Origin of the sequence: Streptomyces sp. ISL-66 (assembly GCF_018614135.1) — a bacterium.
Lineage (GTDB): Bacteria > Actinomycetota > Actinomycetes > Streptomycetales > Streptomycetaceae > Streptomyces.
Map to the genome: position 1 here is coordinate 21,020 of NZ_JAGGOW010000029.1, position 22,370 is coordinate 43,389.

The 22,370-nt window shown below is 71.4% G+C and carries 22 protein-coding genes and 1 riboswitch; of the genes, 10 read left to right on the forward strand and 12 right to left on the reverse strand.

The annotated features are described in order from the left end of the window. Positions 1 to 2: 2 nt before the first annotated feature. Both J7E97_RS36955 and J7E97_RS05655 read left to right on the forward strand, forming a co-directional pair. Positions 3 to 452, forward strand: a complete 450-nt coding sequence (locus J7E97_RS36955; protein WP_215022974.1) for a hypothetical protein — start codon at positions 3 to 5, stop codon at positions 450 to 452. Positions 453 to 658: 206 nt separating this feature from the next. Beyond that, positions 659 to 1,237: a Uma2 family endonuclease gene (locus J7E97_RS05655; protein ID WP_215022976.1), complete on the forward strand. Its 579-nt coding sequence runs from the start codon at positions 659 to 661 to the stop codon at positions 1,235 to 1,237. A gap of 390 nt (positions 1,238 to 1,627) precedes the next feature. On the opposite strand, the gene J7E97_RS05660 is transcribed toward J7E97_RS05655, so the two are convergent. The 6 genes from J7E97_RS05660 to thrC all read right to left on the reverse strand — a co-directional run bounded on the left by J7E97_RS05660 (position 1,628) and on the right by thrC (position 7,628). After that, entirely contained in the window at positions 1,628 to 2,365 is a 738-nt protein-coding gene (locus J7E97_RS05660; protein ID WP_251053904.1) for a beta-glucanase, read from the reverse strand. Between the two features lie 189 nt (positions 2,366 to 2,554). Further along, complete coding sequence (locus J7E97_RS05665; protein ID WP_215022978.1) at positions 2,555 to 3,163, reverse strand: phosphoribosylanthranilate isomerase; 609 nt, start codon at positions 3,161 to 3,163, stop codon at positions 2,555 to 2,557. A 262-nt stretch (positions 3,164 to 3,425) separates the two neighbouring features. Continuing rightward, entirely contained in the window at positions 3,426 to 5,048 is a 1,623-nt protein-coding gene (gene groL, locus J7E97_RS05670; RefSeq protein WP_215022981.1) for a chaperonin GroEL, read from the reverse strand. A gap of 329 nt (positions 5,049 to 5,377) precedes the next feature. Next, positions 5,378 to 5,584, reverse strand: a complete 207-nt coding sequence (locus J7E97_RS05675) for a cold-shock protein (RefSeq protein ID WP_003967346.1) — start codon at positions 5,582 to 5,584, stop codon at positions 5,378 to 5,380. A 416-nt stretch (positions 5,585 to 6,000) separates the two neighbouring features. Next, positions 6,001 to 6,279: a ubiquitin-like small modifier protein 1 gene (locus tag J7E97_RS05680; RefSeq protein WP_215022983.1), complete on the reverse strand. Its 279-nt coding sequence runs from the start codon at positions 6,277 to 6,279 to the stop codon at positions 6,001 to 6,003. 35 nt (positions 6,280 to 6,314) lie between these two features. Beyond that, positions 6,315 to 7,628 (reverse strand): threonine synthase, encoded by a 1,314-nt coding sequence (gene thrC / locus J7E97_RS05685; protein WP_374224117.1) that lies wholly within the window; start codon positions 7,626 to 7,628, stop codon positions 6,315 to 6,317. A gap of 17 nt (positions 7,629 to 7,645) precedes the next feature. Further along, positions 7,646 to 7,802, reverse strand: a riboswitch (SAM riboswitch). Between the two features lie 197 nt (positions 7,803 to 7,999). On the opposite strand from thrC, the gene J7E97_RS05690 reads away from it, so the two are divergent. Beyond that, the gene (locus J7E97_RS05690; protein WP_215022985.1) at positions 8,000 to 9,004 is read left to right on the forward strand and encodes a glucosyl-3-phosphoglycerate synthase; all 1,005 of its coding nucleotides are present in this window, start codon (positions 8,000 to 8,002) and stop codon (positions 9,002 to 9,004) included. 118 nt (positions 9,005 to 9,122) lie between these two features. Then, positions 9,123 to 10,472 carry a trehalose-6-phosphate synthase gene (locus J7E97_RS05695; RefSeq protein ID WP_215022987.1) on the forward strand — a complete coding sequence of 450 codons (1,350 nt, stop codon included), beginning with the start codon at positions 9,123 to 9,125 and terminating at the stop codon, positions 10,470 to 10,472. Positions 10,473 to 10,707: 235 nt separating this feature from the next. Here the strand turns inward: J7E97_RS05695 and otsB are convergent, their stop codons facing one another. The 3 genes from otsB to J7E97_RS05710 all read right to left on the reverse strand — a co-directional run bounded on the left by otsB (position 10,708) and on the right by J7E97_RS05710 (position 13,261). Continuing rightward, positions 10,708 to 11,562, reverse strand: a complete 855-nt coding sequence (gene otsB, locus J7E97_RS05700; protein ID WP_215022989.1) for a trehalose-phosphatase — start codon at positions 11,560 to 11,562, stop codon at positions 10,708 to 10,710. A 53-nt stretch (positions 11,563 to 11,615) separates the two neighbouring features. Further along, positions 11,616 to 11,864: a DUF3263 domain-containing protein gene (locus J7E97_RS05705; protein ID WP_215022991.1), complete on the reverse strand. Its 249-nt coding sequence runs from the start codon at positions 11,862 to 11,864 to the stop codon at positions 11,616 to 11,618. A gap of 95 nt (positions 11,865 to 11,959) precedes the next feature. Beyond that, positions 11,960 to 13,261: an extracellular solute-binding protein gene (locus J7E97_RS05710; RefSeq protein ID WP_215022993.1), complete on the reverse strand. Its 1,302-nt coding sequence runs from the start codon at positions 13,259 to 13,261 to the stop codon at positions 11,960 to 11,962. Between the two features lie 219 nt (positions 13,262 to 13,480). Between J7E97_RS05710 and J7E97_RS05715 the strand changes: the two genes are divergently transcribed. From J7E97_RS05715 to J7E97_RS05725, 3 genes are all read left to right on the forward strand, one after another. Further along, positions 13,481 to 14,413, forward strand: coding sequence for an ROK family protein (locus tag J7E97_RS05715; RefSeq protein WP_215023128.1), 933 nt, complete (start codon positions 13,481 to 13,483; stop codon positions 14,411 to 14,413). Further along, positions 14,413 to 15,582 carry an N-acetylglucosamine-6-phosphate deacetylase gene (nagA, locus tag J7E97_RS05720; protein ID WP_215022995.1) on the forward strand — a complete coding sequence of 390 codons (1,170 nt, stop codon included), beginning with the start codon at positions 14,413 to 14,415 and terminating at the stop codon, positions 15,580 to 15,582. Before J7E97_RS05715 ends, nagA begins: the two co-directional genes overlap by 1 nt. A gap of 98 nt (positions 15,583 to 15,680) precedes the next feature. Beyond that, positions 15,681 to 16,604, forward strand: coding sequence for a 1-phosphofructokinase family hexose kinase (locus J7E97_RS05725; protein WP_215022998.1), 924 nt, complete (start codon positions 15,681 to 15,683; stop codon positions 16,602 to 16,604). 20 nt (positions 16,605 to 16,624) lie between these two features. Here the strand turns inward: J7E97_RS05725 and J7E97_RS05730 are convergent, their stop codons facing one another. Both J7E97_RS05730 and cdgB read right to left on the reverse strand, forming a co-directional pair. Further along, on the reverse strand, positions 16,625 to 17,668 hold the full coding sequence (locus J7E97_RS05730; RefSeq protein ID WP_215023006.1) for a CBM35 domain-containing protein: 1,044 nt from the start codon (positions 17,666 to 17,668) through the stop codon (positions 16,625 to 16,627). Between the two features lie 68 nt (positions 17,669 to 17,736). Then, positions 17,737 to 19,470 carry a diguanylate cyclase CdgB gene (gene cdgB, locus J7E97_RS05735; RefSeq protein ID WP_215023015.1) on the reverse strand — a complete coding sequence of 578 codons (1,734 nt, stop codon included), beginning with the start codon at positions 19,468 to 19,470 and terminating at the stop codon, positions 17,737 to 17,739. A 350-nt stretch (positions 19,471 to 19,820) separates the two neighbouring features. Between cdgB and J7E97_RS05740 the strand changes: the two genes are divergently transcribed. Continuing rightward, positions 19,821 to 20,366, forward strand: coding sequence for a flavin reductase family protein (locus J7E97_RS05740; RefSeq protein ID WP_215023130.1), 546 nt, complete (start codon positions 19,821 to 19,823; stop codon positions 20,364 to 20,366). 130 nt (positions 20,367 to 20,496) lie between these two features. Here J7E97_RS05740 and arfB read toward each other — a convergent pair whose 3' ends face one another. Beyond that, positions 20,497 to 20,922 carry an alternative ribosome rescue aminoacyl-tRNA hydrolase ArfB gene (gene arfB, locus J7E97_RS05745; RefSeq protein WP_215023025.1) on the reverse strand — a complete coding sequence of 142 codons (426 nt, stop codon included), beginning with the start codon at positions 20,920 to 20,922 and terminating at the stop codon, positions 20,497 to 20,499. A 235-nt stretch (positions 20,923 to 21,157) separates the two neighbouring features. On the opposite strand from arfB, the gene J7E97_RS05750 reads away from it, so the two are divergent. After that, a complete protein-coding gene (locus J7E97_RS05750) occupies positions 21,158 to 21,733 on the forward strand; it encodes a TerD family protein (protein WP_215023027.1) in 576 nt (191 codons plus the stop codon). A gap of 96 nt (positions 21,734 to 21,829) precedes the next feature. After that, on the forward strand, positions 21,830 to 22,339 hold the full coding sequence (locus tag J7E97_RS05755) for a GNAT family N-acetyltransferase (RefSeq protein ID WP_251053918.1): 510 nt from the start codon (positions 21,830 to 21,832) through the stop codon (positions 22,337 to 22,339). Positions 22,340 to 22,370: the final 31 nt, after the last annotated feature.

Sequence of the window (22,370 nt, forward strand, 5' to 3'; positions counted from 1 at the left end):
CTGTGGACATATCCGATGAAGGACAGCCGCTCGATCCCGCCTGGCTTGAGATCAACAACAACGTGTGTGGCGGCCTGGCAGGGGCCCCGAGTGCCTCGTTGGTGGCCGAGCGGTTCATCGGGGTCGGCTGGAGTTCCAGGTCGGCTTCGTGGGAGTCGTATGAAGTCGAGACCGGCTGGTGTCGCCTCGAGGTCGATCCGACCGAGGGTGACACGCTTCTGAACGGAGTCGTCGATCCTCAGCGGTTCGAGGATCTGGCAGCGCTACTGACCCGGTTCGGCATGCCGTTCAGCCTTGAACTCTATGACGAGGACGGGGAACTGCTACGGGAGATCGAAGCTGGAACCCCGTCAGCGCCTCAGGACGCAGCTCCTAAGCCCCTCAGCCGGCTGCTCGCTCTGCCTGGGCTTTGGTCGCGGCGAGGCGGTAGGACTCGGTTCCCGTCCGGATGACGTTGCCGCCGAAGGTGAACCGGTCGACGGGTCACCGGCCTCTGATCAGATCACCCCAGCGCGTTAACTTCACGCTATGGAGTCGATACGCTCGGTCATATGCCACTAGCGTGTGCCGCAGCCGTAGCCGAACGGAGTCACACATGGCGCTTCAGACGGTCCGCCACAAGGCGCAGAGGGCAGTATGGAGTCGAGGAGGCGACCCCATGACCGCTAGCTCCGCCAAGCGCCCGCAGATGGCCCTCGATGACTTCGAAGAACTTGAGCGCGGCGCTCCCGAGACCGTGACGCTCGAATTCATCGCGGGAAAGCTAGAGGTCAAGCCTGTGCCTGACGGCGACCACGCAGAGATCGCCATGTGGCTGCTTCTGCAGTGCATGCAACAGCGCCCCGATCTGGCGCTGTACCCGGAACAAGGGTTGGTGGTCGAGCGATACCGCGCCGGCCGCGCCCGCCCGGACGGATCGCTGGCCCCTCGTGGCACATTCGCGGGCAAGGGCGAATGGGCGGACCCCGCCCATGTCCTGATGGTCGCCGAGGTGACCTCCCACGACTCCGACACGGACAGCCGGGACCGTAACGAGAAGCGGGAGGCTTACGCCGCCGCCGGGATCCCGATCTATCTCCTCATCGACCGGGACCGCCACACCCTGACCGTCTACAGCGAGCCCGAGGAGGGGCGGTACGTCCAGGACCCGGCCTTCGCTTACGGCGAGACCGTGGAGATCCCCGCCCCCGTCGGCATCAGTCTCGACACTGAAGCCCTGAAGGACTTCGCCGAGTAGGCAAGATCAACGCGGCGATCACCATCGAAGCGGGCCACACGCCCCACAACAACACCGACCAGTGGGTGACCGTCTACGAGGGCGCCGACTGCGAGGGCCCGACCTGGAAGCTGCGCCCCCACGGCAAGCCGGCCACGGAACACCTCAAGGTCCGCTCGGTGTACTTCCACGGCCCGAACTGACCCGCTGCCCGCTCCGGCCCACCACGGCGGGGCCGGAGCGGGCGGAACGCACGGAGCGGGCGGAGCGGGCGGAGCGGGCGGAGCGGGCGGAGCACGTGGAGCGGCCGGAGCGCACGGAGCGGGCCGCCACCCACTCGTCGCGACGGTCGGCCAAGCCCCCCACCCCCCACCCCGCACCCCCCACCAACCGGTCCCCGCCGCCGGCCCCCTACCGCCGGTACACCCGCAGTTGGGAGACCTCGTAGGACATCGCGGTGACCCCGGCGTCCGGCGCCGGGTGGTACCGGCCCGCCGAGACCGAGAGGTTGACGATGAGGTACGCGCGCCACGCGCGGCCGACCCCCTTCCCGTCGCCGAACACGCGGGCGCCGTTGACCCACCAGACGACCGAGTTCCGCCCGAACTCCACCTTCAGGTCCACCCAGGCGCCGGGCCGCACCGACGGGTCCCGGTGGTAGCGGTGAGCCTCCCGGACGTGGTTGGACAGTTCGAGGAGGTCCGGGTTGTCGGGGTGGTACTCGAAGACGTCGATCTCCTGGCCGCCGTCCCGCCAGGTCCAGATCGCCGGCCAGGCCCCCAGCTCCCCCGGCAGCCGCACCCTCGCCTCCAGCACGTCCCCGGTGCGCACCATGAAGTCCTCGTCACTGCCCTCCGTGGTGAGCAGCCCGCTGTCCCAGTTCCCGTCCGTCCGCAGGGTCGCGCGGAAGACTCCTTCGCGGCTGTAGGAGGGGTCGGGGACGAGGTGGTCGAGCTTGTTGTCGCCCGGGTTGACCGGGCCGCCGTCGGGATACGCCCAGGAGCGTCCGGCGACCCACTGGGCGGGGGAGGTGAAGTCCGCGGTGAAGACGGGTGCGCGGCGCGGCGTGAAGCCCACCGCGCCGGCACCGCCCCTCGGGGCGAGCCTGCTTGCCAGTCGCCGCAGCCATCCGGCCATGTCCCTGTCCATGGGTGCGGTCTGCCCATCCGGGCGGGGACGCACACCCGAATCCTCGCCAAGAGTAATCAGATGAATTCGCTGCGCGACTGACGGTGAGCCCCCTGCGGGACCGCCCTGCAGTACGGCCGTGCGGGCCGCCCCTGCGGATCGGTCCTGCGGATCGGCCCCGCCGACCGTCCCCGCGGCCGCCGTCCTACGTCACGCCCGTGCGGTCCGCGCCGCCTCGGCGAACGCGCGGATCAGCTCCGGGGACTTCACCCCGCGCTCCCGCTCCACCCCGCTGGACACGTCCACGCCCCAGGCCCCGGTGGCCTCGAGGGCCTCCCGCACGTTGGCCGGCGTCAGCCCGCCCGCCAGCAGCCACCGGCCGGCCGGCGCCACGAACTCCTCCGAGGCCCAGTTCCACGGCTTGCCGGAGCCCGGGTCGGGGGCGTCGATCAGCAGCAGGTCCTCCCCGTGGTCGCCGCAGCGCCGTACGTGCCGGGCGGTGGCGCGCAGCAGCGTCCGGCCCTCGGCGCGCAGCGCCGCGAAGTCCTCGGGGCCCTCCTCGCCGTGCAGCTGGACGCCGCGCACCCCGCTCTCCTCGACGAAGCGCCGCACCTCCTCCACGGGCTGGCCGCGGAACACCCCGACGGTGAGCACCCCGTCCGGCACCGCTGCGATCAGCTGCCGGGCGGTGGCCGCGTCGACGGTGCGCGGGCTCCCGGGAGCGAAGACGAACCCGACGGCATCGGCCCCGGCCGCCACGGCCGCCTCGACGTCGCGCGCGTCCCGCAGCCCGCAGATCTTGATGAACGGCTCAGTCATACCCACAGTGAACCAAATCCGGCCGACGCGGGGCGATGCGTCCCATGGTCCGGGCAGGGCGGGTCCGGGGGCGGGTCCGGGCAAGGCGGGTCCGGGCAAGGCGGCCCGTCCGCGGTGGATACCCCGCCCGTACGACGGATCCGTACGGCGAGACCCCCGGGCCGGTGAAACGCCCGAGGGCGGCACCCCTTCGTGGTGAAGGGGTGCCGCCCTCGGTGCGTGAAGAACAGCCGATCAGCTTCGGGCCGGAGCCCGGGGCGGATCAGAAGTCCATGTCACCGCCCGGCATGCCGCCGCCGGCGCCGGCGCCGGCCTTCTCGGGCTTGTCGGCGATGACGGCCTCGGTGGTGAGGAAGAGGGCCGCGATCGACGCCGCGTTCTGCAGGGCAGAGCGGGTGACCTTCGCCGGGTCGATGATGCCGGAGGCGATCATGTCGACGTACTCGCCGGTCGCGGCGTTCAGGCCCCAACCGATCTGCAGGTTGCGGACCTTCTCCACGACGACGCCACCCTCGAGACCACCGTTGATGGCGATCTGCTTGAGCGGGGCCTCCAGCGCGAGCTTGACGGCGTTGGCGCCGGTCGCCTCGTCGCCGGTGAGCTCGAGCTTCTCGAAGACCGAGGAGGCCTGCAGCAGGGCCACGCCGCCACCGGCGACGATGCCCTCTTCGACGGCCGCCTTCGCGTTGCGAACGGCGTCCTCGATGCGGTGCTTGCGCTCCTTGAGCTCCACCTCGGTCGCGGCGCCGGCCTTGATGACGGCCACGCCGCCGGCCAGCTTCGCGAGGCGCTCCTGGAGCTTCTCGCGGTCGTAGTCCGAGTCGGAGTTCTCGATCTCGGCGCGGATCTGGTTGACGCGACCGGCAACCTGGTCGCTCTCGCCGGAGCCGTCGACGATGGTGGTCTCGTCCTTGGTGATGACGACCTTGCGGGCGCGGCCGAGCAGGTCGAGACCGGCGTTCTCGAGCTTGAGGCCGACCTCCTCGGAGATGACCGTGCCGCCCGTGAGGATGGCGATGTCACCGAGCATGGCCTTGCGGCGGTCGCCGAAGCCCGGAGCCTTGACGGCGACGGACTTGAAGGTGCCGCGGATCTTGTTGACGACCAGGGTCGACAGCGCCTCGCCCTCGACGTCCTCGGCGATGATCAGCAGCGGCTTGCCGGACTGCATGACCTTCTCGAGGAGCGGCAGCAGGTCCTTGACCGAGCCGATCTTCGAGTTGACGATCAGGATGTACGGGTCGTCGAGGGACGACTCCATACGCTCCATGTCGGTGGCGAAGTACGCCGAGATGTAGCCCTTGTCGAAGCGCATGCCCTCGGTGAGCTCGAGCTCCAGGCCGAAGGTCTGCGACTCCTCGACCGTGATGACGCCTTCCTTGCCGACCTTGTCCATGGCCTCGGCGATGAGCTCGCCGATCTGGGTGTCGGCGGCGGAGATGGAGGCCGTAGAAGCGATCTGCTCCTTGGTCTCGACGTCCTTGGCCTGCGCCAGCAGGGCGGCGGAGACGGCCTCGACGGCCTTCTCGATGCCGCGCTTGAGGGCCATGGGGTTCGCACCGGCGGCCACGTTGCGCAGGCCCTCGCGGACGAGCGCCTGGGCGAGGACGGTGGCGGTGGTCGTACCGTCGCCGGCGACGTCGTCCGTCTTCTTGGCGACTTCCTTGACCAGCTCGGCGCCGATCTTCTCGTACGGGTCCTCGAGCTCGATCTCCTTGGCGATGGAGACACCATCGTTGGTGATCGTGGGCGCGCCCCACTTCTTCTCAAGGACGACGTTGCGACCCTTGGGGCCAAGGGTGACCTTGACGGCGTCGGCGAGCTGGTTCATCCCACGCTCGAGGCCGCGGCGGGCCTCCTCGTCGAACGCAATGATCTTGGCCATCTGAAGTGGTCCTCCCGGACAGCGGTGGATTGCTCCCGGACCGCGCCCGCGCCCGCGACGGACGGCCTGCGTGCCCGGCGGTTCCTTCCCACCGGACCCTGCGGGCCTCACCGACCCGGTCCTCGAATATCAGCACTCTCACCCGGAGAGTGCTAACGCCAATGATTAGCACTCGGCACCCCCGAGTGCAAGCGGCTTCGAGCAACCCGCCACGAAGACCCGGGCGCCGCAAGGGTCCGGAGCAGCCACGACGCACGAGGGGCCCGCATCCCGTGTCCAGGATGTGGGCCCCTCGTATACGTGCGTGTCGGTGGTCGATCGCGCCCGGACTAGCCGACGGCGAGCTTGACCATGTCCGCCTGCGGACCCTTCTGGCCCTGCGAGATCTCGAACTCGACCCGCTGACCCTCTTCAAGGGTGCGGTACCCGTCCATCTGGATGGCGCTGTAGTGGACGAACACATCCGCACCACCGTCGACCGCGATGAAGCCGTAGCCCTTCTCCGCGTTGAACCACTTGACGGTGCCCTGAGCCATGCCTAACTCCCCTATTACTGGCCCTTGCGCAGGACCGCACTTCGCGGTCCCGGGTCAGAACTTGCGCCGGAACGCCTCGACCGGGGCTGAATGTATCCGCACCGCTGCTGTCTGCAACAGGTCATTCCGACGAGAATTCTGGACACGCCAAAACATTGAAATAGGGTGAAAACCAGGAATATTCCAGGGCAACTCGGGCCGGACAAACCGCACCAACGACCCATAGCAGGCTTGCATGTTGACTCAATGTCAACCCTTCCGCGGCCCGCTCATATGCGGCGGGCAAGAGCAGCGGTGGGGACTTCCCCAACTCTACCGCGCCCAATCAAGCAGAATTGCCCCCTCCGTTTATTAACGGAGGGGGCAATTCAGGGTGGTGCGCGCGCGAGGCGTTACCGCCCGGTCCGGCCGGAGGGTCAGCAGCCGCCCGCGACGGCCGGGATGATCGAGACGCCCGCACCGTCCGGCGTGGACGTCTGCAGCCCGCCCTCGAAGCGCACGTCGTCGTCGTTCACGTAGACGTTCACGAAGCGGCGCAACTTGCCCTGGTCGTCCAGGACGCGGGCGGCGATGCCCGGGTGGCTCTTCTCCAGGGACTCGATGACCTCGGCGAGGGTCGCGCCCTCGGCGGCGACCTCGGCCTTGCCGCCGGTGTAGGTGCGCAGGATGGTGGGGATGCGGACGTTGACGCTCATGGGCGCTACTGCCTTTCCGGGTACGGGGAGGAAGATCAGACCAGGCCGGCGGCGCGGAACGCGTCCAGGCTCGGACGGATGGTGGCGCTCAGGCCGCTGTCGGCGGCCACCGCTTCCAGGGTCTTGAGGCCGTCGCCGGTGTTGAGGACCACCGTGGTCAGCGCCGGGTCGAGCCGGCCGTCCTCGATGAGCTTCTTCGTCACGCCGACGGTCACACCGCCCGCCGTCTCGGCGAAGATGCCCTCGGTCTGCGCGAGGAGCTTGATGGCCTCGACGACCTGCTCGTCGTTGACGTCCTCGACGAAGCCGCCGGTGCGGCGCGCGATGTCCAGCACGTACGGGCCGTCCGCCGGGTTGCCGATGGCCAGCGACTTGGCGATGGTGTTCGGCTTCTGCGGGCGGACCACCTCGTGGCCGGCCTTGAAGGCGGTCGAGACGGGCGAGCAGCCCTCGGCCTGGGCACCGAAGATCTTGTACGGCTTGTCCTCGACGAGGCCGAGCTTGATCAGCTCCTGCAGGCCCTTGTCGATCTTCGTGAGCTGCGAGCCGGACGCGATCGGGATGACGATCTGGTCGGGCAGCTGCCAGCCGAGCTGCTCGCAGATCTCGTACGCCAGGGTCTTGGAGCCCTCGCCGTAGTACGGGCGCAGGTTGACGTTGACGAAGCCCCAGCCCTCGCCCAGCGGGTCGCCGATGAGCTCCGAGCAGAAGCGGTTCACGTCGTCGTAGTTGCCCTCGATGCCGACCAGGTCGCCACCGTAGACACCGGCCATGACGACCTTGCCCTGCTCCAGGTCGTGCGGGATGAAGACGCAGGAACGGAAGCCGGCCCGGGCGGCCGCGGCGCCGACGGCGCCGGCCAGGTTGCCGGTGGAGGAGCAGGAGAGGGTGGTGAAGCCGAAGGCACGGGCGGCCTCGACGGCGATGGCCACGACGCGGTCCTTGAAGGAGTGCGTCGGGTTGCCGGAGTCGTCCTTGACGTAGAGCTTGCCGGTGACGCCCAGCTCCTTGGCCAGGTTCCGCGCGTCCACCAGCTTGGTGAAGCCCGGGTTCAGGCTCGGCTTGGAGGCCACGTCCGCCGGGACGGGCAGCAGCGGCGCGTAGCGCCAGATGTTCTGGGGGCCGGCCTCGATCGCGGCGCGCAGCGCCTCGGGGTCGCCCAGCGGCAGGTCGTACGAGACTTCGAGCGGGCCGAAGCACTCCGCGCAGGCGAAGATCGGGCCGAGTTCGAAGCGGGTGCCGCACTCGCGACAGGAGAGGCCGGTCGCGGGACCGAGATCGACGGTGGCGCCGGGAGCGGAGGTTCCGGCAGGGGTTCCAGCAGAGGTTTCGGCAGTCTGTGCAGCCATGATGGCGAGGCCCTTTCTCCTCATCTTCCCCATGACGAACGTCGCCATGAGACGGAATTGGCACCTTCCCTAGCCGGGGACCCCACTGATCTGCCGCATGGGCGATCGCGAGAACCGACTGGAGGGTTGCCGGGGCTTCAACGGGCCGTGTCCCTCTGCCCCTCTGGATGAGCGGTATGGCACCGGGCGACACGCTCTGCGGCGCGCCCGGGCTTTTGTGCGCGAGGCCCCCCGGCATGCGGTGGGCCTTCGCGTTGTTCAAGACTGTAACCGAAGGCCCGGGCGGTTGAGACAGCCGTCCGAACCGCGAGATGGATCATATTTCGGCTGAAAACGCCGGTGCTCCACCGACCGACAGAGGAGTCCCGAAGGTGCTGGAAGAGGTGGAGCGCTGGCTTGCCGCCCGCTCTTGGTCCGCCGCCGACCGACCGCTCGACCAGCTGCTATCCGCCAAAGGGGCAGCCGGTACGACGGTCAGCGTGGTGCTGCCCGCGCTCGACGAGGAGGCCACGGTCGGGGCCATCGTCGAGGTGATCCGCCGCGATCTGATGGACGGACCGGGCACGCCCCTGGTCGACGAGCTGATCGTGATCGACTCGGGCTCCACCGACCGTACGGCGGAGGTCGCGGCCAAGGCCGGGGCCCGGGTGGTGCACCGCGACGAGATCCTGCCGAGGCTGCCGGCCCTGCCCGGCAAGGGCGAGGTGCTGTGGCGTTCGCTGCTGGTCACCGACGGGGACATCGTCTGCTTCGTGGACGCCGACCTGCGGGACTTCTCGTCCACCTTCGTCTCCGGGATCGTGGGCCCGCTGCTGACGGACCCGGACGTCCACTTCGTCAAGGCCATGTACGACCGCCCGCTGGGCCCGGAATTCGGCGCTCTCGCCTCCGGCGCTGTGCCCACTGGGCTCGCCTCCGGCAAGACCCACGGCCAGGGCGGCCGGGTCACGGAGCTCGTGGCCCGCCCCCTGCTCAATCTGCACTGGCCGCAGCTGGCGGGCTTCGTCCAGCCGCTGGGCGGCGAGTACGCCGTGCGCCGCGAGCTGCTGGAGCGGCTGCCGTTCCCCGTCGGGTACGGCGTGGAGCTGGGGCTGCTGGTGGACGCCCTGCACACGGTCGGCCTGGACGCGCTGGGCCAGGTGGACGTGGGGGTACGCCTCCACCGTCATCAGGACGGCCAGGCGCTGGGGCGGATGGCCGCGGCGATCTACCGGACGGCGCTGCTGCGGCTCTCGCGCGGGCACCTCGTACGGCCGGAGCTCACGCAGTTCGAACGCGGCCCGGACGGGTTCGTTCCGCACACCTACGCGGTGGACACGGAGGAGCGGCCGCCGATGCGGGACATCGAGGAGTACGCGCGGCGTCGCGTGGCGTGAACGGCCCGCGCCGCGGCCACCCCGACGGCGCGCGGCGGGGTGGCCTTCGTCCCGGTATGCCGGACGGACGCGCGGGCGCCGACGTTTGACGGCGCGCGAGGCGGGCTAGGTTCGCCGCATGGCTTCTCAGGTACTCGTCGCCGCGAATCGCGGCCCGCTCTCGTACGTCCTCGCCGCGGACGGCACGCTCAGTGCCCGCCGCGGCGGGGGCGGCCTCGTCTCCGGACTCTCCGCCGCCCTAGCGGACCAACCGGATGCGCTGTGGATCTGCACGGCGCTCTCGGACGCGGACCGGGAGGCCGTACGGCGGGGCGTGGCCGAGCCGGGCGTGCGGATGCTCGACATCGATCCGGCGGTGTACGACGACGCGTACAACGGCATCGCCAACACGGTGCTGTGGTTCCTGCACCACCACCTCTACGACATCCCGCGCGAGCCCGTCTTCGACGCGCGGTTCCGGCAGCGCTGGCAGTCGTACGTCACGTACAACGAGGCCTTCGCCCGGGCCCTGGCCGAGGAGGCCGCCGAGGGCGCGAAGGTCCTCATCCAGGACTACCACCTGGCCCTCGCCCCCGGACTGCTGCGCGAGCTGCGGCCGGACCTGAGGATCGGCCACTTCACGCACACCCCCTGGGCCTCGCCGGCCTACCTGGGGCTGCTCCCGGCCGACATCCGCGAGCAGCTGCTGCGGGGGATGCTCGGCGCCGACCTGGTGGGCTTCCACACCGAGGCCTGGGCCCGGGAGTTCACGGCCTCCGCGGGGGCCGAGGCACCGGTGGCGGTGTTCCCGCTGGGGGTGGACGGGGACGAGCTGCGTTCGCTGGCGAACCGGCCCGAGGTGAACGACAAGCTGGCGGCGCTGCGGGCGGAGGTCGGCAGCCTGAAGACGATCGTCCGCGTGGACCGGACGGAGCTGTCGAAGAACATCCTGCGCGGCCTGCTGGCGTACCGGGAGCTGCTGACCACCCACCCCGAGTGGCGCGGGCGGGTGGTCCACCTGGCCTCCGCCTATCCGTCCCGGCAGGACCTGACGGTGTACCGCACGTACACGCAGGACGTGGCGGAACTCGCGGCCTCGGTCAACGCGGAGTTCGGCACGCCGGACTGGCAGCCGGTGCTCGTCTCGGTGCAGGACGACTTCGCGCGCTCACTGGCGGCGTACCGACTGGCGGACGTGGCACTGGTGAACCCGGTGCGGGACGGGATGAACCTGGTGGCGAAGGAGATCCCGGTCGTCTCGGAGGCCGGGTGCGTGCTGGTGCTGTCGACGGGAGCCGGGGCGTACGAGGAGCTCCGCGGGGACGCGCTGACGCTGAACCCGTACGACGTCACGGAGACGGCCGAGGCCTTGCACGCGGCCCTGTCCATGCCGGAAGCGGAGCGCGCGGAGCGCACGAAACGCCTGTCCGCGGCCGCCACGGCCCTCCCCCCGGCAGCCTGGTTCACGGCCCAACTGGCCCGCCTCTAGCTCCGTACCCGGCGGGGGACTGAGCGCAGCCCGGGGCGCCCCGCGCTTCGAACGCCGACGGGCCTGGATCTTTCAGCCCCGCCAGGGGGCCCCTCCCAGCGGTAGCTGGGGGAGTTTGAGGCGCGGGGTCCGGGGCGGAGCCCCAGGAGGGTCCGGGCGGAGCCCGGGGAACGGTGGAAGGGAGGGTAGGGGACGGGCTCCGCGCAGCGGCACACCCCGCACCCGGATCAACGCATCAAGACGCAGCCGCGATCGCCCCGGCCAGGGCGGCCAGGAACCCCACGACCTCCGCCGGCCCGGACACCGTCAGATCGGCCCGGGCGGCGAGCTCGGGAACCTCCGCCGAGCCACTGCACACGAGCAGCCCCGGCACACCTCCCGCCCGCAGCTTCTCGACCGCCGAGAACGCCGCGAGGTCCCCCAGGTCGTCCCCGGCGTACACCACGCACTGCGCCCCGACCTCCGCGAGGTACTCCGTCAGGGCGACGCCCTTGTCCATCCCCGGCGGCCGCAGTTCCAGCACGGCCCGGCCCGGCTCGACCACCAGTCCGTGCCGCGCCGCCAGCCCCTCCAGGGGCTCGCGCAGCGCCGCGAAGGCGGCCTCCGGGTCTTCCGCCCGGCGGGTGTGGACAGCGAGGGCCCGGCCCTTCTCCTCGATCCACGTCCCGCGCCAGGCGCCGATCGCGTCCAGGAAGCCGGGCAGCTCGGCGCGCAGCGCCGCCACTCCCGGATGCTCCGCCGGAGACCGCACGAGGCCGGTCACGGCGTCCCACCGCTCGGCTCCGTAGTGGCCGAGGACCACCAGGTGCTCCAGGCCGGCGACCCCCGCGAAGCCCCCGTAGCGGACGGCGACCCCGGCCGGCCGGCCGGTGACGACCGCGACGGATCCGACCTGGGGCGCGAGCGCGGACAGCGCGGCGACGGCGCCGGGGTGGGCGCGGGCCTGGTCGGGGTCGGGGACGATCTCGGCGAGCGTGCCGTCGAAGTCGAGGGCCACGACGGAGCGGCGCGGTGCGCGCAGGAGGGCTTCGAGGCCCTCGCGTCCGGCGGCGGTTTCGGGCATCGGCAGGTCGTGCGGACGGCTCCCCATACGGTCGACCCTAACGGGCCTGCCGGGCCACGGCTACGGCACGTGGCACCCCGCTACCGCCTGGCCCGCTGGGCTTCACGGATGCGCCGCAGCCGGTTCACCGTGCCGGGCGCGTGCCGCAGCGCCCTGGGATCGTCCATCAGAGCGTTGAGCAGCTGGTAGTAGCGGACCGGGGGCATCCCCAGTCCTTCCCGTATGGCCCGCTCCTTGGCGCCGGGGCCGGGCCAGGTCCGGGCTTCGTACGCGAGCACCGCCGCTTCCTCCGCGGTCAGCCCGGCCGCCGGCCGCCCCTCGTCCGTCATACGGCCAGATTAACGCCGCGCACCGACACCCACCGGGCGGCGGCGGCCCGCCGGCCGGCCGTGGGCCTCACGGCCGCCGCGGCGGTCGGTCGCGCTCAGCGCGAATCCGCCTTGCGCCCGGCGTCCGCGATGTCCCCGAGGACCTTCCCCGGCTGTCCGCCCGGCTGCACGCTCGTGCCGATGCTCTTCTTGACCTCTTCGCTCACGCCCGCCCAGGACTTCTTGCCCACCGGGTACAGCCGCGCGTTCGGCAGTGCGTGCAGGAAGGTCTTGAGCTGCGCCGAGGAGGCGCCGCTGGCGGCCTCCGTCTGCCGGTAGCCGCTGGTGGTGACCGGGAGCAGGTCGTACTTCTCGGTGAAGGCGGTCTGGTTGTCCGGCTCGTACAGGAAGTCCAGGAAGCTCCCGGCCTCCTTCGGGTGGCCGTTCTTGAAGGCCATCACCCAGTCGGCGACGCCCATCGTCGAGTGCTCGGTGCCGTCGGCGGTCGGCATGGGGACCATGCCGTACTTCACGCCCTTGGCCGCGGCCTGCTTGATCAGCGTCGGGTGGCCGTTGAGCATGCCGACCTCGCCGCGCGTGAAGGAGTCGAAGGCGGCCTGGCGGTCGAGCTTGGCCGGCTCCACGGGGCCGGTCAGGCCCGCTCCGACGAGCTTGTCGCGCAGGAACTCGAAGGTCTTGACGTTGTCCGCGGAGTCGATCGAGTAGTTCTCTTCGTTGTCGCTGTAGCCGCCGCCGCCCGCGAGCATCCACTGCATCGTCTCGGCCTGCGCCTCCTCGCGGCCCAGGGGCAGCGCGAAGGGGGTGGCGACTCCGGCGGCCTTGAGCTTCTTGGCGGCCGCTTCCAGCTCGGTCCAGCTCTTGGGCTGCCAGGGGCCCTTGGCGTCCTTGCCGATGACCCCGGCGTCGGTGAGCAGCTTCTCGTTGTAGAACATCAGCCGCGTGCTGGCCACGAAGGGCAGGCCGTACTGGACGCGCCTGACCTTGCCGGCCTCGGCGAGCGGCGCGAGGAAGTCGGCCTCGGTCTGTACGGAGAGCAGTTCGTCGGCGGAGTAGAGCTTGCCCTCGGCGGCGTAGTCGGCGTAGGCGCCGATCTGGGCGATGTCGGGGGCGTTGCCGTCCTTGACCATCGCGGCGACCTTGGCGTCGACCTCGGACCAGGAGTAGACCTCGACCTGGATCTTGATGTCGGGGTGGGTCTTCTGGAAGGACGCGGCGAGGTCCTTCCAGTAGCCCTTGGAGGAGTTCTCCGGATTGTCTCCGTAGTCGGCCGCCACGACCCGCAGGGTGACCTCGTTGGTACCGGTGAGGCTCGAGACGGCTCCGCAGCCGCTCAGCGTCACGGTGGCCAGGCACAGCGCGACGCCGGATGCGGCCAGGTTCAGGTATCGGGCCTTCACAGTTCTCTTCCACCCCAGGTTGTTCCGTTCGCTTCGCGTAAAGGTCTACACCACCACCCCCTCTCGTCAACATCCGGCCCTGAACGTGCACACGGCCCGCACGCCGTGCGCACGCCGGGCCCCCGAAACCGGCCCCGAATTTGTATGGCTGCTCAACAATCCCCTCAGTGGACTAGACCTTTCCCCTCCGAGCACGCGAGACTGTCACCCGTGAAACCCGTGAAACACGTCATCGCCCTCGATGTGGGCGGCACCGGGATGAAGGCCGCCCTCGTCGCCGACGACGGCAGCCTCCTCCACGAAGCGCGCCGCGCCACCGGCCGCGAACGCGGACCCGAAGCCGTCGTCGAGACGATCCAGGACTTCGCCGCCGAGCTCCTCGACCTCGGCCGGGAGCACTTCGGCCGCCCCGCCTCGGCCGCCGGTGTCGCCGTCCCCGGCATCGTCGACGCCGACAACGGGATCGCCGTCTACGCGGCGAACCTCGGCTGGCGCGACGTACCGATGCGCGCCCTGCTCAGCAGACGCCTCGGCGGCATCCCGGTGGCGCTCGGCCACGACGTCCGCACGGGCGGACTCGCCGAGGGCCGCATCGGCGCGGGCCGCGGCGCCGACCGCTTCCTGTTCGTCCCCCTCGGCACCGGCATCGCCGGCGCCATCGGCATCGCCGGCCGCATCGAGGCCGGCGCACACGGCTACGCCGGCGAGATCGGCCACATCGTGGTCCGCCCCGGCGGACCCGCCTGCGGCTGCGGCCAGCACGGCTGCCTGGAGACCCTCGCCTCCGCCTCCGCCGTCAGCCGCGCCTGGGCGGCCGCCTCCGGCGACCCCGAAGCCGACGCCGCCGACTGCGCCAAGGCCGTCGTGTCCGGCGACGCCGCGGCCGAAGAGGTCTGGCTCACCGCCATCGGGGCGCTCGCCGACGGCCTGGTCACCGCGATCACCCTGCTGGACCCGCGCACGCTGATCATCGGTGGCGGGTTGGCGGAGGCAGGGGAAACCTTGTTCACACCACTGCGGACGGCCGTGGAGGAACGCGTCACGTTCCAGCGGCTGCCCCACATCGTTCCGGCGGCCCTAGGGGACACCGCCGGATGCCTGGGCGCAGGGCTGCTCGCCTGGGATCTACTCGCCACGGAGGTACCTGCCTGATGTCCGCAAGCGCACACGTGGGCCGCAGTACCGTTCTCTCCGGTGCCAGCGTGGTGCTGCCCACCGGCACGGTGAAGGGCGGGCGCCTCATCGTCGACGGCGAGCGCATCGCCGGCAGCGCCCACGAGAACGCCCCCGTCCTCGACCTCTCCGGGCACTGGATCGTCCCCGGCTTCGTCGACATGCACAACCACGGCGGTGGCGGCGCCTCCTTCACCTCCGGCACCGCCGAGGAAGTCCTCAAGGGCGTACGGACCCACCGCGAGCACGGCACGACCACGGTGGTCGCCTCCACCGTCACCGGGGACCTCGACGAACTGGCCCGCCGCGCCGCACTGCTCGCCGAACTGACCCAGCAGGGCGAGATCGCGGGCATCCACTTCGAGGGGCCGTTCATCAACCCCTGCCGCAAGGGCGCGCACAAGGAGGACCTCCTGCGCGACCCCGACCCGGCCGAGGTCCGCAAGCTGATCGACGCCGCGCACGGCGCCGCCCGCATGTTCACCCTCGCCACCGAGCTCCCGGGCGGCCTGGACTCCGTACGGCTGCTGGCCGAGCACGGGGTCATCGCCGCGATCGGCCACACGGACTCCACGTACGAGCAGACCCGCGAGGCCATCGACGCGGGCGCCACCGTGGCCACCCACCTCTACAACGCGATGCCGGGCATGGAACACCGTGCCCCCGGTCCCATCGCCGCGCTGCTGGAGGACGAGCGGGTCACCGTCGAGCTGATCAACGACGGCACCCACCTGCACCCGGCCATGCTGGAGCTGGCCTTCCACCACGCGGGCGCGCACCGCGTGGCGCTGATCACCGACGCGATGGACGCGGCCGGCTTCGGCGACGGGACCTACCACCTCGGCCCGCTGGAGGTCGAGGTCAAGCAGGGCGTCGCCCGCCTCGTCGAGGGCGGCTCCATCGCCGGCTCCACCCTCACCCTGGACACCGCCTTCAAGAGGTCCGTCACCATCGACAAGCTGCCCGTCGAATCCGTGGTCCAGGCGATCTCCGCCAACCCGGCCAAGCTGATCGGCCTCTACGACCGGGTCGGCTCGCTGGAACCGGGCAAGTACGCGGACCTCGTCGTCCTCGACGCCGGCTTCGACGTCAAGGGCGTCATGCGCCGCGGCGAATGGATCGTCGAACCGGTCGCGGCACAGGGCTGAGAGAAGCAGCGGTCGGCCCGGATACCGGGCCGACCGCCCTCCGTTTGGCATGCTGCCGTCCTGGAAACCGGCGGCACACACCGAGACCGGGGTCCGCCATGATCCTTACCGTGACGCTCAACACCGCACTCGACGTCACCTACCGCGTTCCGCGCCTGCACGCGCACGCCTCCCACCGCGTCACCGACGTCACCGAACGCCCCGGCGGCAAAGGCCTCAACGTCGCCCGCGTCCTGGCCGCGCTCGGCCACGAGGTGACCGCGACGGGCTTCGCCGGCTGCCGCACGGGAGCCGTCGTACGAGAACTGCTCGCCGGCACCCCCGGCGTGCGCGACGAACTGCTCCCCTGCGCCGGCACCACCCGCCGCACCCTCGCCGTCGTCGACGAGGCCTCCGGCGACACCACGCAGTTCAACGAACCGGGCCCGCTGATCACCGCCGCCGAGTGGTCGCGGCTGCGCTCCCGCTACGAGGCCCTGCTCGCGGGCGGCGCCCGCGCGGTGGCCCTGTGCGGCAGCCTGCCCCCGGGCGTCCCGGTCGGGGCCTACGCCGACCTGGTACGGGCGGCCCGCGCGGCCGGCGTACCCGTACTCCTCGACACCAGCGGGGAGGCCCTGCGGCGCGGGGTCGCCGCCCGCCCGGACATGATCAAGCCCAACGCCGCCGAGCTCGCCGAGCTGACCGGATCCCGGGACCCGCTGCCCGCCACCCGAGACGCCCGCCGCCGCGGGGCCCACGCGGTGATCACCTCGCTCGGCCCGGACGGCCTGCTCGCCGCCACCGACGACGGGGGCACCTGGCAGGCCGCCCCGCCCCGGACCCTGACCGGCAACCCCACCGGCGCCGGCGACTCCGCCGTCGCGGGCCTGCTCTCCGCCCTCACCGAAGGCCTGGACTGGCCGGCCCGCCTGACCCGCGCGGTCGCCCTCTCGGCAGCCACGGTCGCGGCCCCGACGGCGGGAGAATTCGACCCCCGCACCTACGAGGAGGTCCGGGGGTCGGTGAAGGTCACGGCGGGCTAGGACCGGCGGGCGGCCCCTGGCTACGGGTTCGGGGACCCCTCTTGCAGCCAGAGCTGGTCGATGTTGACCTGGCACTTGTTGCCGGTCTCGCACGACAGCTTGATCGTGTTGGTGCCCTTGTTGAGGGTCACCGGTCCCCAGGTGGTCTGCCAGCCCTTCTCCCAGTCGCCCTTGGGCGAATTGGCGAAGTTGCGCATGTTCAACGGCGAGCTGTTGGGCTTGCCGTTCACCGCGAGGGTGCCGTTCGCGTCCTCGCCGGGGATCCCGAAGCGCACGTAGAGCCGGTAGGTGCCCTCCTTGGGCAGATCCAGCGTCCAGGTCACCCCGGCACCCGGCTGGTTGAAGTTGCCGACGTACTGGCCGCTCGCGCTCTTCGCTCCCGGCACCGCGTTCATCAGCGACGCACCGCCGCTGATCACCATGCCCGGACCGCCCGCGTCGCCCTTCGGCAGCTCGACCTTCGGCGACGCCGAGTCGCTCGGCTTACCCGACGGGGACTGCGGGGCCGACGGCTGGCCGGCGCCCGGATTCGCCTTGTCCTTGCCCTTCTCGCCCTTGTCCTTGTCGCCGAAGGCCACCGCCGCGCCGATGCCGATCGCCACCGCGGCGACCACGGCGACTGCCGCGATGAGCATGCCGTTGCGGCTGGACCCGCCACCGCCGCCGTGACCGCCGCCGTGACCGCCGCCGCCCGGCAGCGGGGACGACTGGGTGTACTGCGGCTGCGGGGGAACTCCGTAGCCGCCCGCCGCCTGGAGCGCCTCGGGGGCCTGGTACTGCGCCTGGTAGGCCGGGGGCTGCTGCTGCGGCGGAACCTGCCCGCGCTGGCCGCCGTAGGGCCGGTCGCCGACCGTGCGGACCTGGTTGTACGAGGTCCGGGGCACGCCCGGCTGCGCGGCGCCCGACTGACCGCCGAGCGTGGCACCCGGGTAGCCGTACCCGCCGCCCTGGCCGGGCGGGGTGGCTCCGGCGGCCTGGCCGTCCGCGTAGAGGTAGCCGAACGGATCGTCGTCCTCGGGCTTCTTCGCCCCACCGTTCGGGCTGTTGTTCGCGGGCGTCGTCATCGCAGGTCACTCCTTTCGACCGCGGCGAGCCTACCCCGAACACGTGCACCCACGGGTGCCGCGCGACCTCACCCGGCCCGGCGGTGGGCTTTCGAGCGGGACCGCTTCTCGATGTACATCCGCTGGTCGGCGGAGCGCAGGACCTCGTCCGCGGACATGCCGCAGCTCGCCCATCCGATGCCGAAACTGGCTCCCACACGGACCGCGCGGCCGTCGACGCGGATCGGCGGGATGATCGCGTTGCGCAGCCGGACCGCGAGGTCGGCGGCGTCGGCGGCGCCCAGTCCGTCGGCGAGGACGACGAACTCGTCACCACCCAGCCGGGCGACGGTGTCCCCGTCCCTGACGCCGGTCGTCAGGCGCCGGGCGACCTCGATCAGGACCGCGTCCCCGGTGTGGTGCCCGAACCGGTCGTTGATCGACTTGAAGCCGTCGAGGTCGCAGAAGAGCACCGCGAGCCCCTTCGTACCGTCGTCGACGTCGGTCGCGGGCGCCACCGTGTGCACGTGGTGCTCGTACGGGCCCACCCCGGCGGAGCCCGGGCCGCCGCCCCCGCCGTGCGGGCCCGCGCCGGCGGCGCCCGCTCCCGCCGGGCCGCCGGGGAACTCGAAGGGGTCGGCGAAGCCGTCGGGCCGGAAGCCGTGCTCGCCGGAGCCGCCGCCCGCCGCGGGCCGCGTCTCGAAGGCGGCGTCCAGCGCCTCGACGGCGGTGGCGCGCACGGACTGCGGCAGGCGACAGAGCCTGGCGCCGAGCCGGGAGCGCAGCTCGGCGCTGTTGGGCAGGCCGGTCAGGGAGTCGTGGCTGGCCCGGTGGGCGAGCTGGAGCTCGTGCCGCTTGCGCTCCTCGATGTCCTCGACGTGGGTGAGGAGGAAGCGGGGCCCGTCGGCGGCGTCCGCGACGACGGAGTTGCGCAGCGAGACCCATACATACGTGCCGTCGCGCCGCCCGAGCCGCAGCTCGGCCCGGCCGCCCTCGGCGGAGGTGCGCAGCAGGGTGCCGATGTCCTCGGGGTGGACGAGGTCGGAGAAGGAGTACCGGCGCAGCACGGAGGCGGGCCGCCCCAGCAGCCGGCACAGCGCGTCGTTGGTGCGCAGCAGGCGGCCGTGCTGGTCACCGCCCATCTCGGCGATGGCCATCCCGCTGGGCGCGTACTCGAAGGCCTGGCGGAACGACTCCTCGCTCGCGCGCAGCGCCTGCTGCTCGCGCTCGAGCCGCACCAGGGCCCGCTGCATGTTCGCGCGCAGCCGGGCGTTGCTGATCGCGATCGCGGCTTGGAAGGCGTACATCTGGAGTGCTTCGCGGCCCCAGGCGCCGGGCCGGCGCCCGTTGCGCGGCCGGTCCACGGAGATCACGCCGAGGAGCTCGCCGCCGGACGCGTACATGGGTGCGTAGAGCCGGTCCTCGGGGTGCCACTCGTCTTCGAAGCGCGGATCGGGGCCTTCGGTATGCCACTGGGGGACGTCGTCCTCCATGAGGACCCAGCCCTCGGTGTGCGGGATGAAGCGCAGCCCGTCCCAGCTCTCACCCATCGTCAGACGACGTTCCCAGGAGGGTCGCGAGCCGACGCGGCCGGTGATCAGGGCCTCGGCCGAGGGGTCGCCCGCGAAGGCGGCGACGACGAGATCTCCGTCCGGGCGCACGAGGTTGACACAGGCGAGTTCGTAGCCGAGGCCCACGACGATGCCGTCCACGACGGTCTGCAGGGTGTCAGCCAGGCTCCTGGCCGTATTGAGCTCGGCCACCACCTGGTGCAGCTGACGCAGGGTCGCAAGACGGACGTACGGCTCCGACTCGGTCTCCATTGCTCGCTCTCCCCGAGACCTCGACAGCAACTCCAGGTTTGGCATCGGCGTTTCGTTGCGGTGTCCCGTCCACTGAATCACAGTGAGCTGTGCGGCAGGTACACAGGGTCAACAAATCTTGCCCTGTGTGACTCAAGTCACATGAGATGAATAAAGCGGTGCCTTGGGACCCGCTCCGGACCCGCGCCGACTGGGAGCGCTCCCCTTGTCACTCCGGTTCGTTCCCGGAAGCAAACGATACGCCTGGGCCTAGGCCGAGGGGCGGGGGCGCGGCTCAGACCTGAGCCCGATGTGCCGCGCAAGAGGGCGACAGTAGCGTCCCCACTGTGCCGAACACGACCCCCGCGACCATGCTTCCCCATCCCGCACCCCATCCTGAGGGAGTGAGCAACGACGAGTTCCGGGCCGCGATGTCCCGACTGGCGGCGGGCGTCTGCCTGATCACCGCGACCGAACCCCCACTGCGGGCCGGCGGCCGGGCCGGCGAGGACGTCGGCATGACGGCGACCGCCTTCATGTCCGTGTCCATGGACCCGCCCCTGGTCCTGGTCAGCCTGCGCGAGGGCTCCCGGATGGACGACCTGCTGGCGGAGCAGCCGCTGTGGTCGGTGTCCGTCCTCGCCGACCACCAGGTCCAGGTGGCGAGCCGGTTCTCCATGAAGGGCCGCATCAGCGACCGCCTGCTCTTCGCCGACATGCCCGTCACGCGCGGCGAGATCTCCGGCGCCCCGATCCTGACCGACGCCCTCGCCACACTCGAATGCCGAACCGAGAACCGCGTCGAAGCCGGGGACCACACCCTGGTCATCGGCCGCGTCCTGGGCGCCTCCCAGCCGTCGCCGGACTCCCCGCCCCTGACGTACTTCCGCGGGCGCTACCGCCACTTGGCGCCGTAGCGAGTGCGGTAGTGGGTGCGGTAGCGGGTGCGGTAGTAGGTACGTAGCCGGTGGGCGGTTGGCGCGTATGCGGTGGCGAGTGGGCCGGTGGGCGCGTAGCCGTAGCCCCGGCCCGGGTCCCCGGCGGGGGCTACCAGTCCCGCGCGGTGCGTCCCCGCTTCGTCTCGCCGCGGGCCTTCTTCTCGCGCAGCCGCCGCTCGTTGATCCCCCGGGGGATCTTCGTCGCCCGGCGCGCCTTCGGCGGCGGCGCCGTCGCCTCCGCCAGCAGCGAGGTCAGCCGGACCAGCGCCATCTCCCGGTTGCGCAGCTGCGAGCGGTGCTCGGAGGCCCGTACCGTCACCACCCCGTCGACCAGACGCGACGCGAGGCGCTCCAGCGCGCGCTCCTTCCACACGTCCGGCAGCGACTTCGTCGCCGCGAGGTCGAAGAGGAGCTCCACGCGGGAGTCGGAGGTGTTCACGTGCTGGCCCCCGGGTCCGGAGGACCGCGAGAAGCGCCAGGCGAGCTCGCCCTCGGGGAGCACGACGGAACCGCGGATGACATGGGGACCAGGCATGCCCCCTATGATCCCGCCCCGCCAGGCCCCCGTCACCCGCATTTCGCACGGCCGATCCAACGGCACGATCCACCGGCCGCACGATCCACCGGCACGATCCACCAGACGGACGATCCCGGGGACAATTCACGGCCCCCGGAACCTACGGGCCCCCTCCCCGCGTTATGGAGGTCAGCGGTAACTTGGCTTGGGCATCTCACGGTCCAAGTGAGACTAGGAAGGGACACCAGTCACCATGGCAGTAAGCCTCTCCAAGGGCGGAAACGTCTCGCTCAGCAAGGAGGCCCCGGGCCTCACGGCCGTCACGGTCGGCCTCGGCTGGGACGTCCGTACGACGACGGGTGTCGACTTCGACCTCGACGCGTCCGCCATCGCGGTCAACCCCATGGGCAAGGTCGTCTCCGACGGCCACTTCGTCTTCTTCAACAACAAGTCCACCCCGGACCAGACCATCGTCCACACCGGTGACAACCGCACCGGCGAGGGCTCGGGCGACGACGAGTCGATCAACGTCAACCTCGCCGGCCTCTCCCCCGACGTGGACAAGATCGTCTTCCCGGTCTCGATCTACGACGCCGAGACCCGCAGCCAGAACTTCGGCCAGGTCCGCAACGCGTACATCCGCGTGATCAACCAGGCCGGCGGCGCCGAGATCGCCCGCTACGACCTCTCCGAGGACGCCGCGACCGAGACCGCCATGGTCTTCGGCGAGCTCTACCGCAACGGCGCCGAGTGGAAGTTCCGCGCCGTCGGCCAGGGCTACGCCTCGGGCCTGACCGGCATCGCCCAGGACTTCGGCGTCAACGTCTAAGACGGGCCGCCGCCCCCACCCGGGCGTCACAGCGGCAGAAGTCCCCTCCCGGCCGTCCGGGGAGGGGACTTCGCTACCGTTCGGCACGTGATCCTCATGCCACTCGCTCCTGTCGAGGACGGCGCCCTGCCGGGCCCGGTCCTCACCGAAATCGCCGCGCTCTACGCGACCAACCACGCGTTCTTCGAGCTCAGCGGCGATTTCCCCGACCCCGGCCGCATCACGGTCGAGCAGGTCGCAGCCGCCCTCGCCGACGAGCTCGCCCACGAGGGCGCCGAGGTCCTCCTCGCCCGCTCCGGCGGCCGCCTCGTGGGCCTGGCAGCCACCCTCGCCCACCACCCGGACCCGGCCGCCGAGGACCCGGACCCGTGGATCGGCCTGCTGCTCATCGACGCCACCGCCCACCGCGAGGGGCACGGGCGCGCCGTGGCCGCCCTGGTCGAGGACCGCTTCCGCGCCGCCGGCCGCACGGGCGTACGGATCGCCGTACTCGACAACAACCCGGAGGGATTGGCGTTCTGGCGGTCCCAGGGGTACACGGTCCTGCGCCAGGCCGCGGACCGCGATGCCGGCCGCCCCTGCACGGTCCTGCGCAAGGCGCTCTAGCCGGGCTCGCACTGTGGCCCGGAAGGTTCGC

What these genes read in the sequence shown, in the direction of transcription:
- J7E97_RS05655 (WP_215022976.1), top strand. Translation starts at nt 659, where the DNA reads ATGACCGCTAGCTCCGCCAAGCGCCCGCAGATGGCCCTCGATGACTTC.
- J7E97_RS05660 (WP_251053904.1), bottom strand. Translation starts at nt 2,365, where the DNA reads ATGGACAGGGACATGGCCGGATGGCTGCGGCGACTGGCAAGCAGGCTC.
- J7E97_RS05665 (WP_215022978.1), bottom strand. Translation starts at nt 3,163, where the DNA reads ATGACTGAGCCGTTCATCAAGATCTGCGGGCTGCGGGACGCGCGCGAC.
- groL (WP_215022981.1), bottom strand. Translation starts at nt 5,048, where the DNA reads ATGGCCAAGATCATTGCGTTCGACGAGGAGGCCCGCCGCGGCCTCGAG.
- J7E97_RS05675 (WP_003967346.1), bottom strand. Translation starts at nt 5,584, where the DNA reads ATGGCTCAGGGCACCGTCAAGTGGTTCAACGCGGAGAAGGGCTACGGC.
- J7E97_RS05680 (WP_215022983.1), bottom strand. Translation starts at nt 6,279, where the DNA reads ATGAGCGTCAACGTCCGCATCCCCACCATCCTGCGCACCTACACCGGC.
- thrC (WP_374224117.1), bottom strand. Translation starts at nt 7,628, where the DNA reads ATGGCTGCACAGACTGCCGAAACCTCTGCTGGAACCCCTGCCGGAACC.
- J7E97_RS05695 (WP_215022987.1), top strand. Translation starts at nt 9,123, where the DNA reads ATGGCTTCTCAGGTACTCGTCGCCGCGAATCGCGGCCCGCTCTCGTAC.
- otsB (WP_215022989.1), bottom strand. Translation starts at nt 11,562, where the DNA reads ATGGGGAGCCGTCCGCACGACCTGCCGATGCCCGAAACCGCCGCCGGA.
- J7E97_RS05705 (WP_215022991.1), bottom strand. Translation starts at nt 11,864, where the DNA reads ATGACGGACGAGGGGCGGCCGGCGGCCGGGCTGACCGCGGAGGAAGCG.
- nagA (WP_215022995.1), top strand. Translation starts at nt 14,413, where the DNA reads ATGTCCGCAAGCGCACACGTGGGCCGCAGTACCGTTCTCTCCGGTGCC.
- J7E97_RS05725 (WP_215022998.1), top strand. Translation starts at nt 15,681, where the DNA reads ATGATCCTTACCGTGACGCTCAACACCGCACTCGACGTCACCTACCGC.
- J7E97_RS05730 (WP_215023006.1), bottom strand. Translation starts at nt 17,668, where the DNA reads ATGACGACGCCCGCGAACAACAGCCCGAACGGTGGGGCGAAGAAGCCC.
- cdgB (WP_215023015.1), bottom strand. Translation starts at nt 19,470, where the DNA reads ATGGAGACCGAGTCGGAGCCGTACGTCCGTCTTGCGACCCTGCGTCAG.
- J7E97_RS05740 (WP_215023130.1), top strand. Translation starts at nt 19,821, where the DNA reads ATGCTTCCCCATCCCGCACCCCATCCTGAGGGAGTGAGCAACGACGAG.
- arfB (WP_215023025.1), bottom strand. Translation starts at nt 20,922, where the DNA reads ATGCCTGGTCCCCATGTCATCCGCGGTTCCGTCGTGCTCCCCGAGGGC.
- J7E97_RS05750 (WP_215023027.1), top strand. Translation starts at nt 21,158, where the DNA reads ATGGCAGTAAGCCTCTCCAAGGGCGGAAACGTCTCGCTCAGCAAGGAG.
- J7E97_RS05755 (WP_251053918.1), top strand. Translation starts at nt 21,830, where the DNA reads ATGCCACTCGCTCCTGTCGAGGACGGCGCCCTGCCGGGCCCGGTCCTC.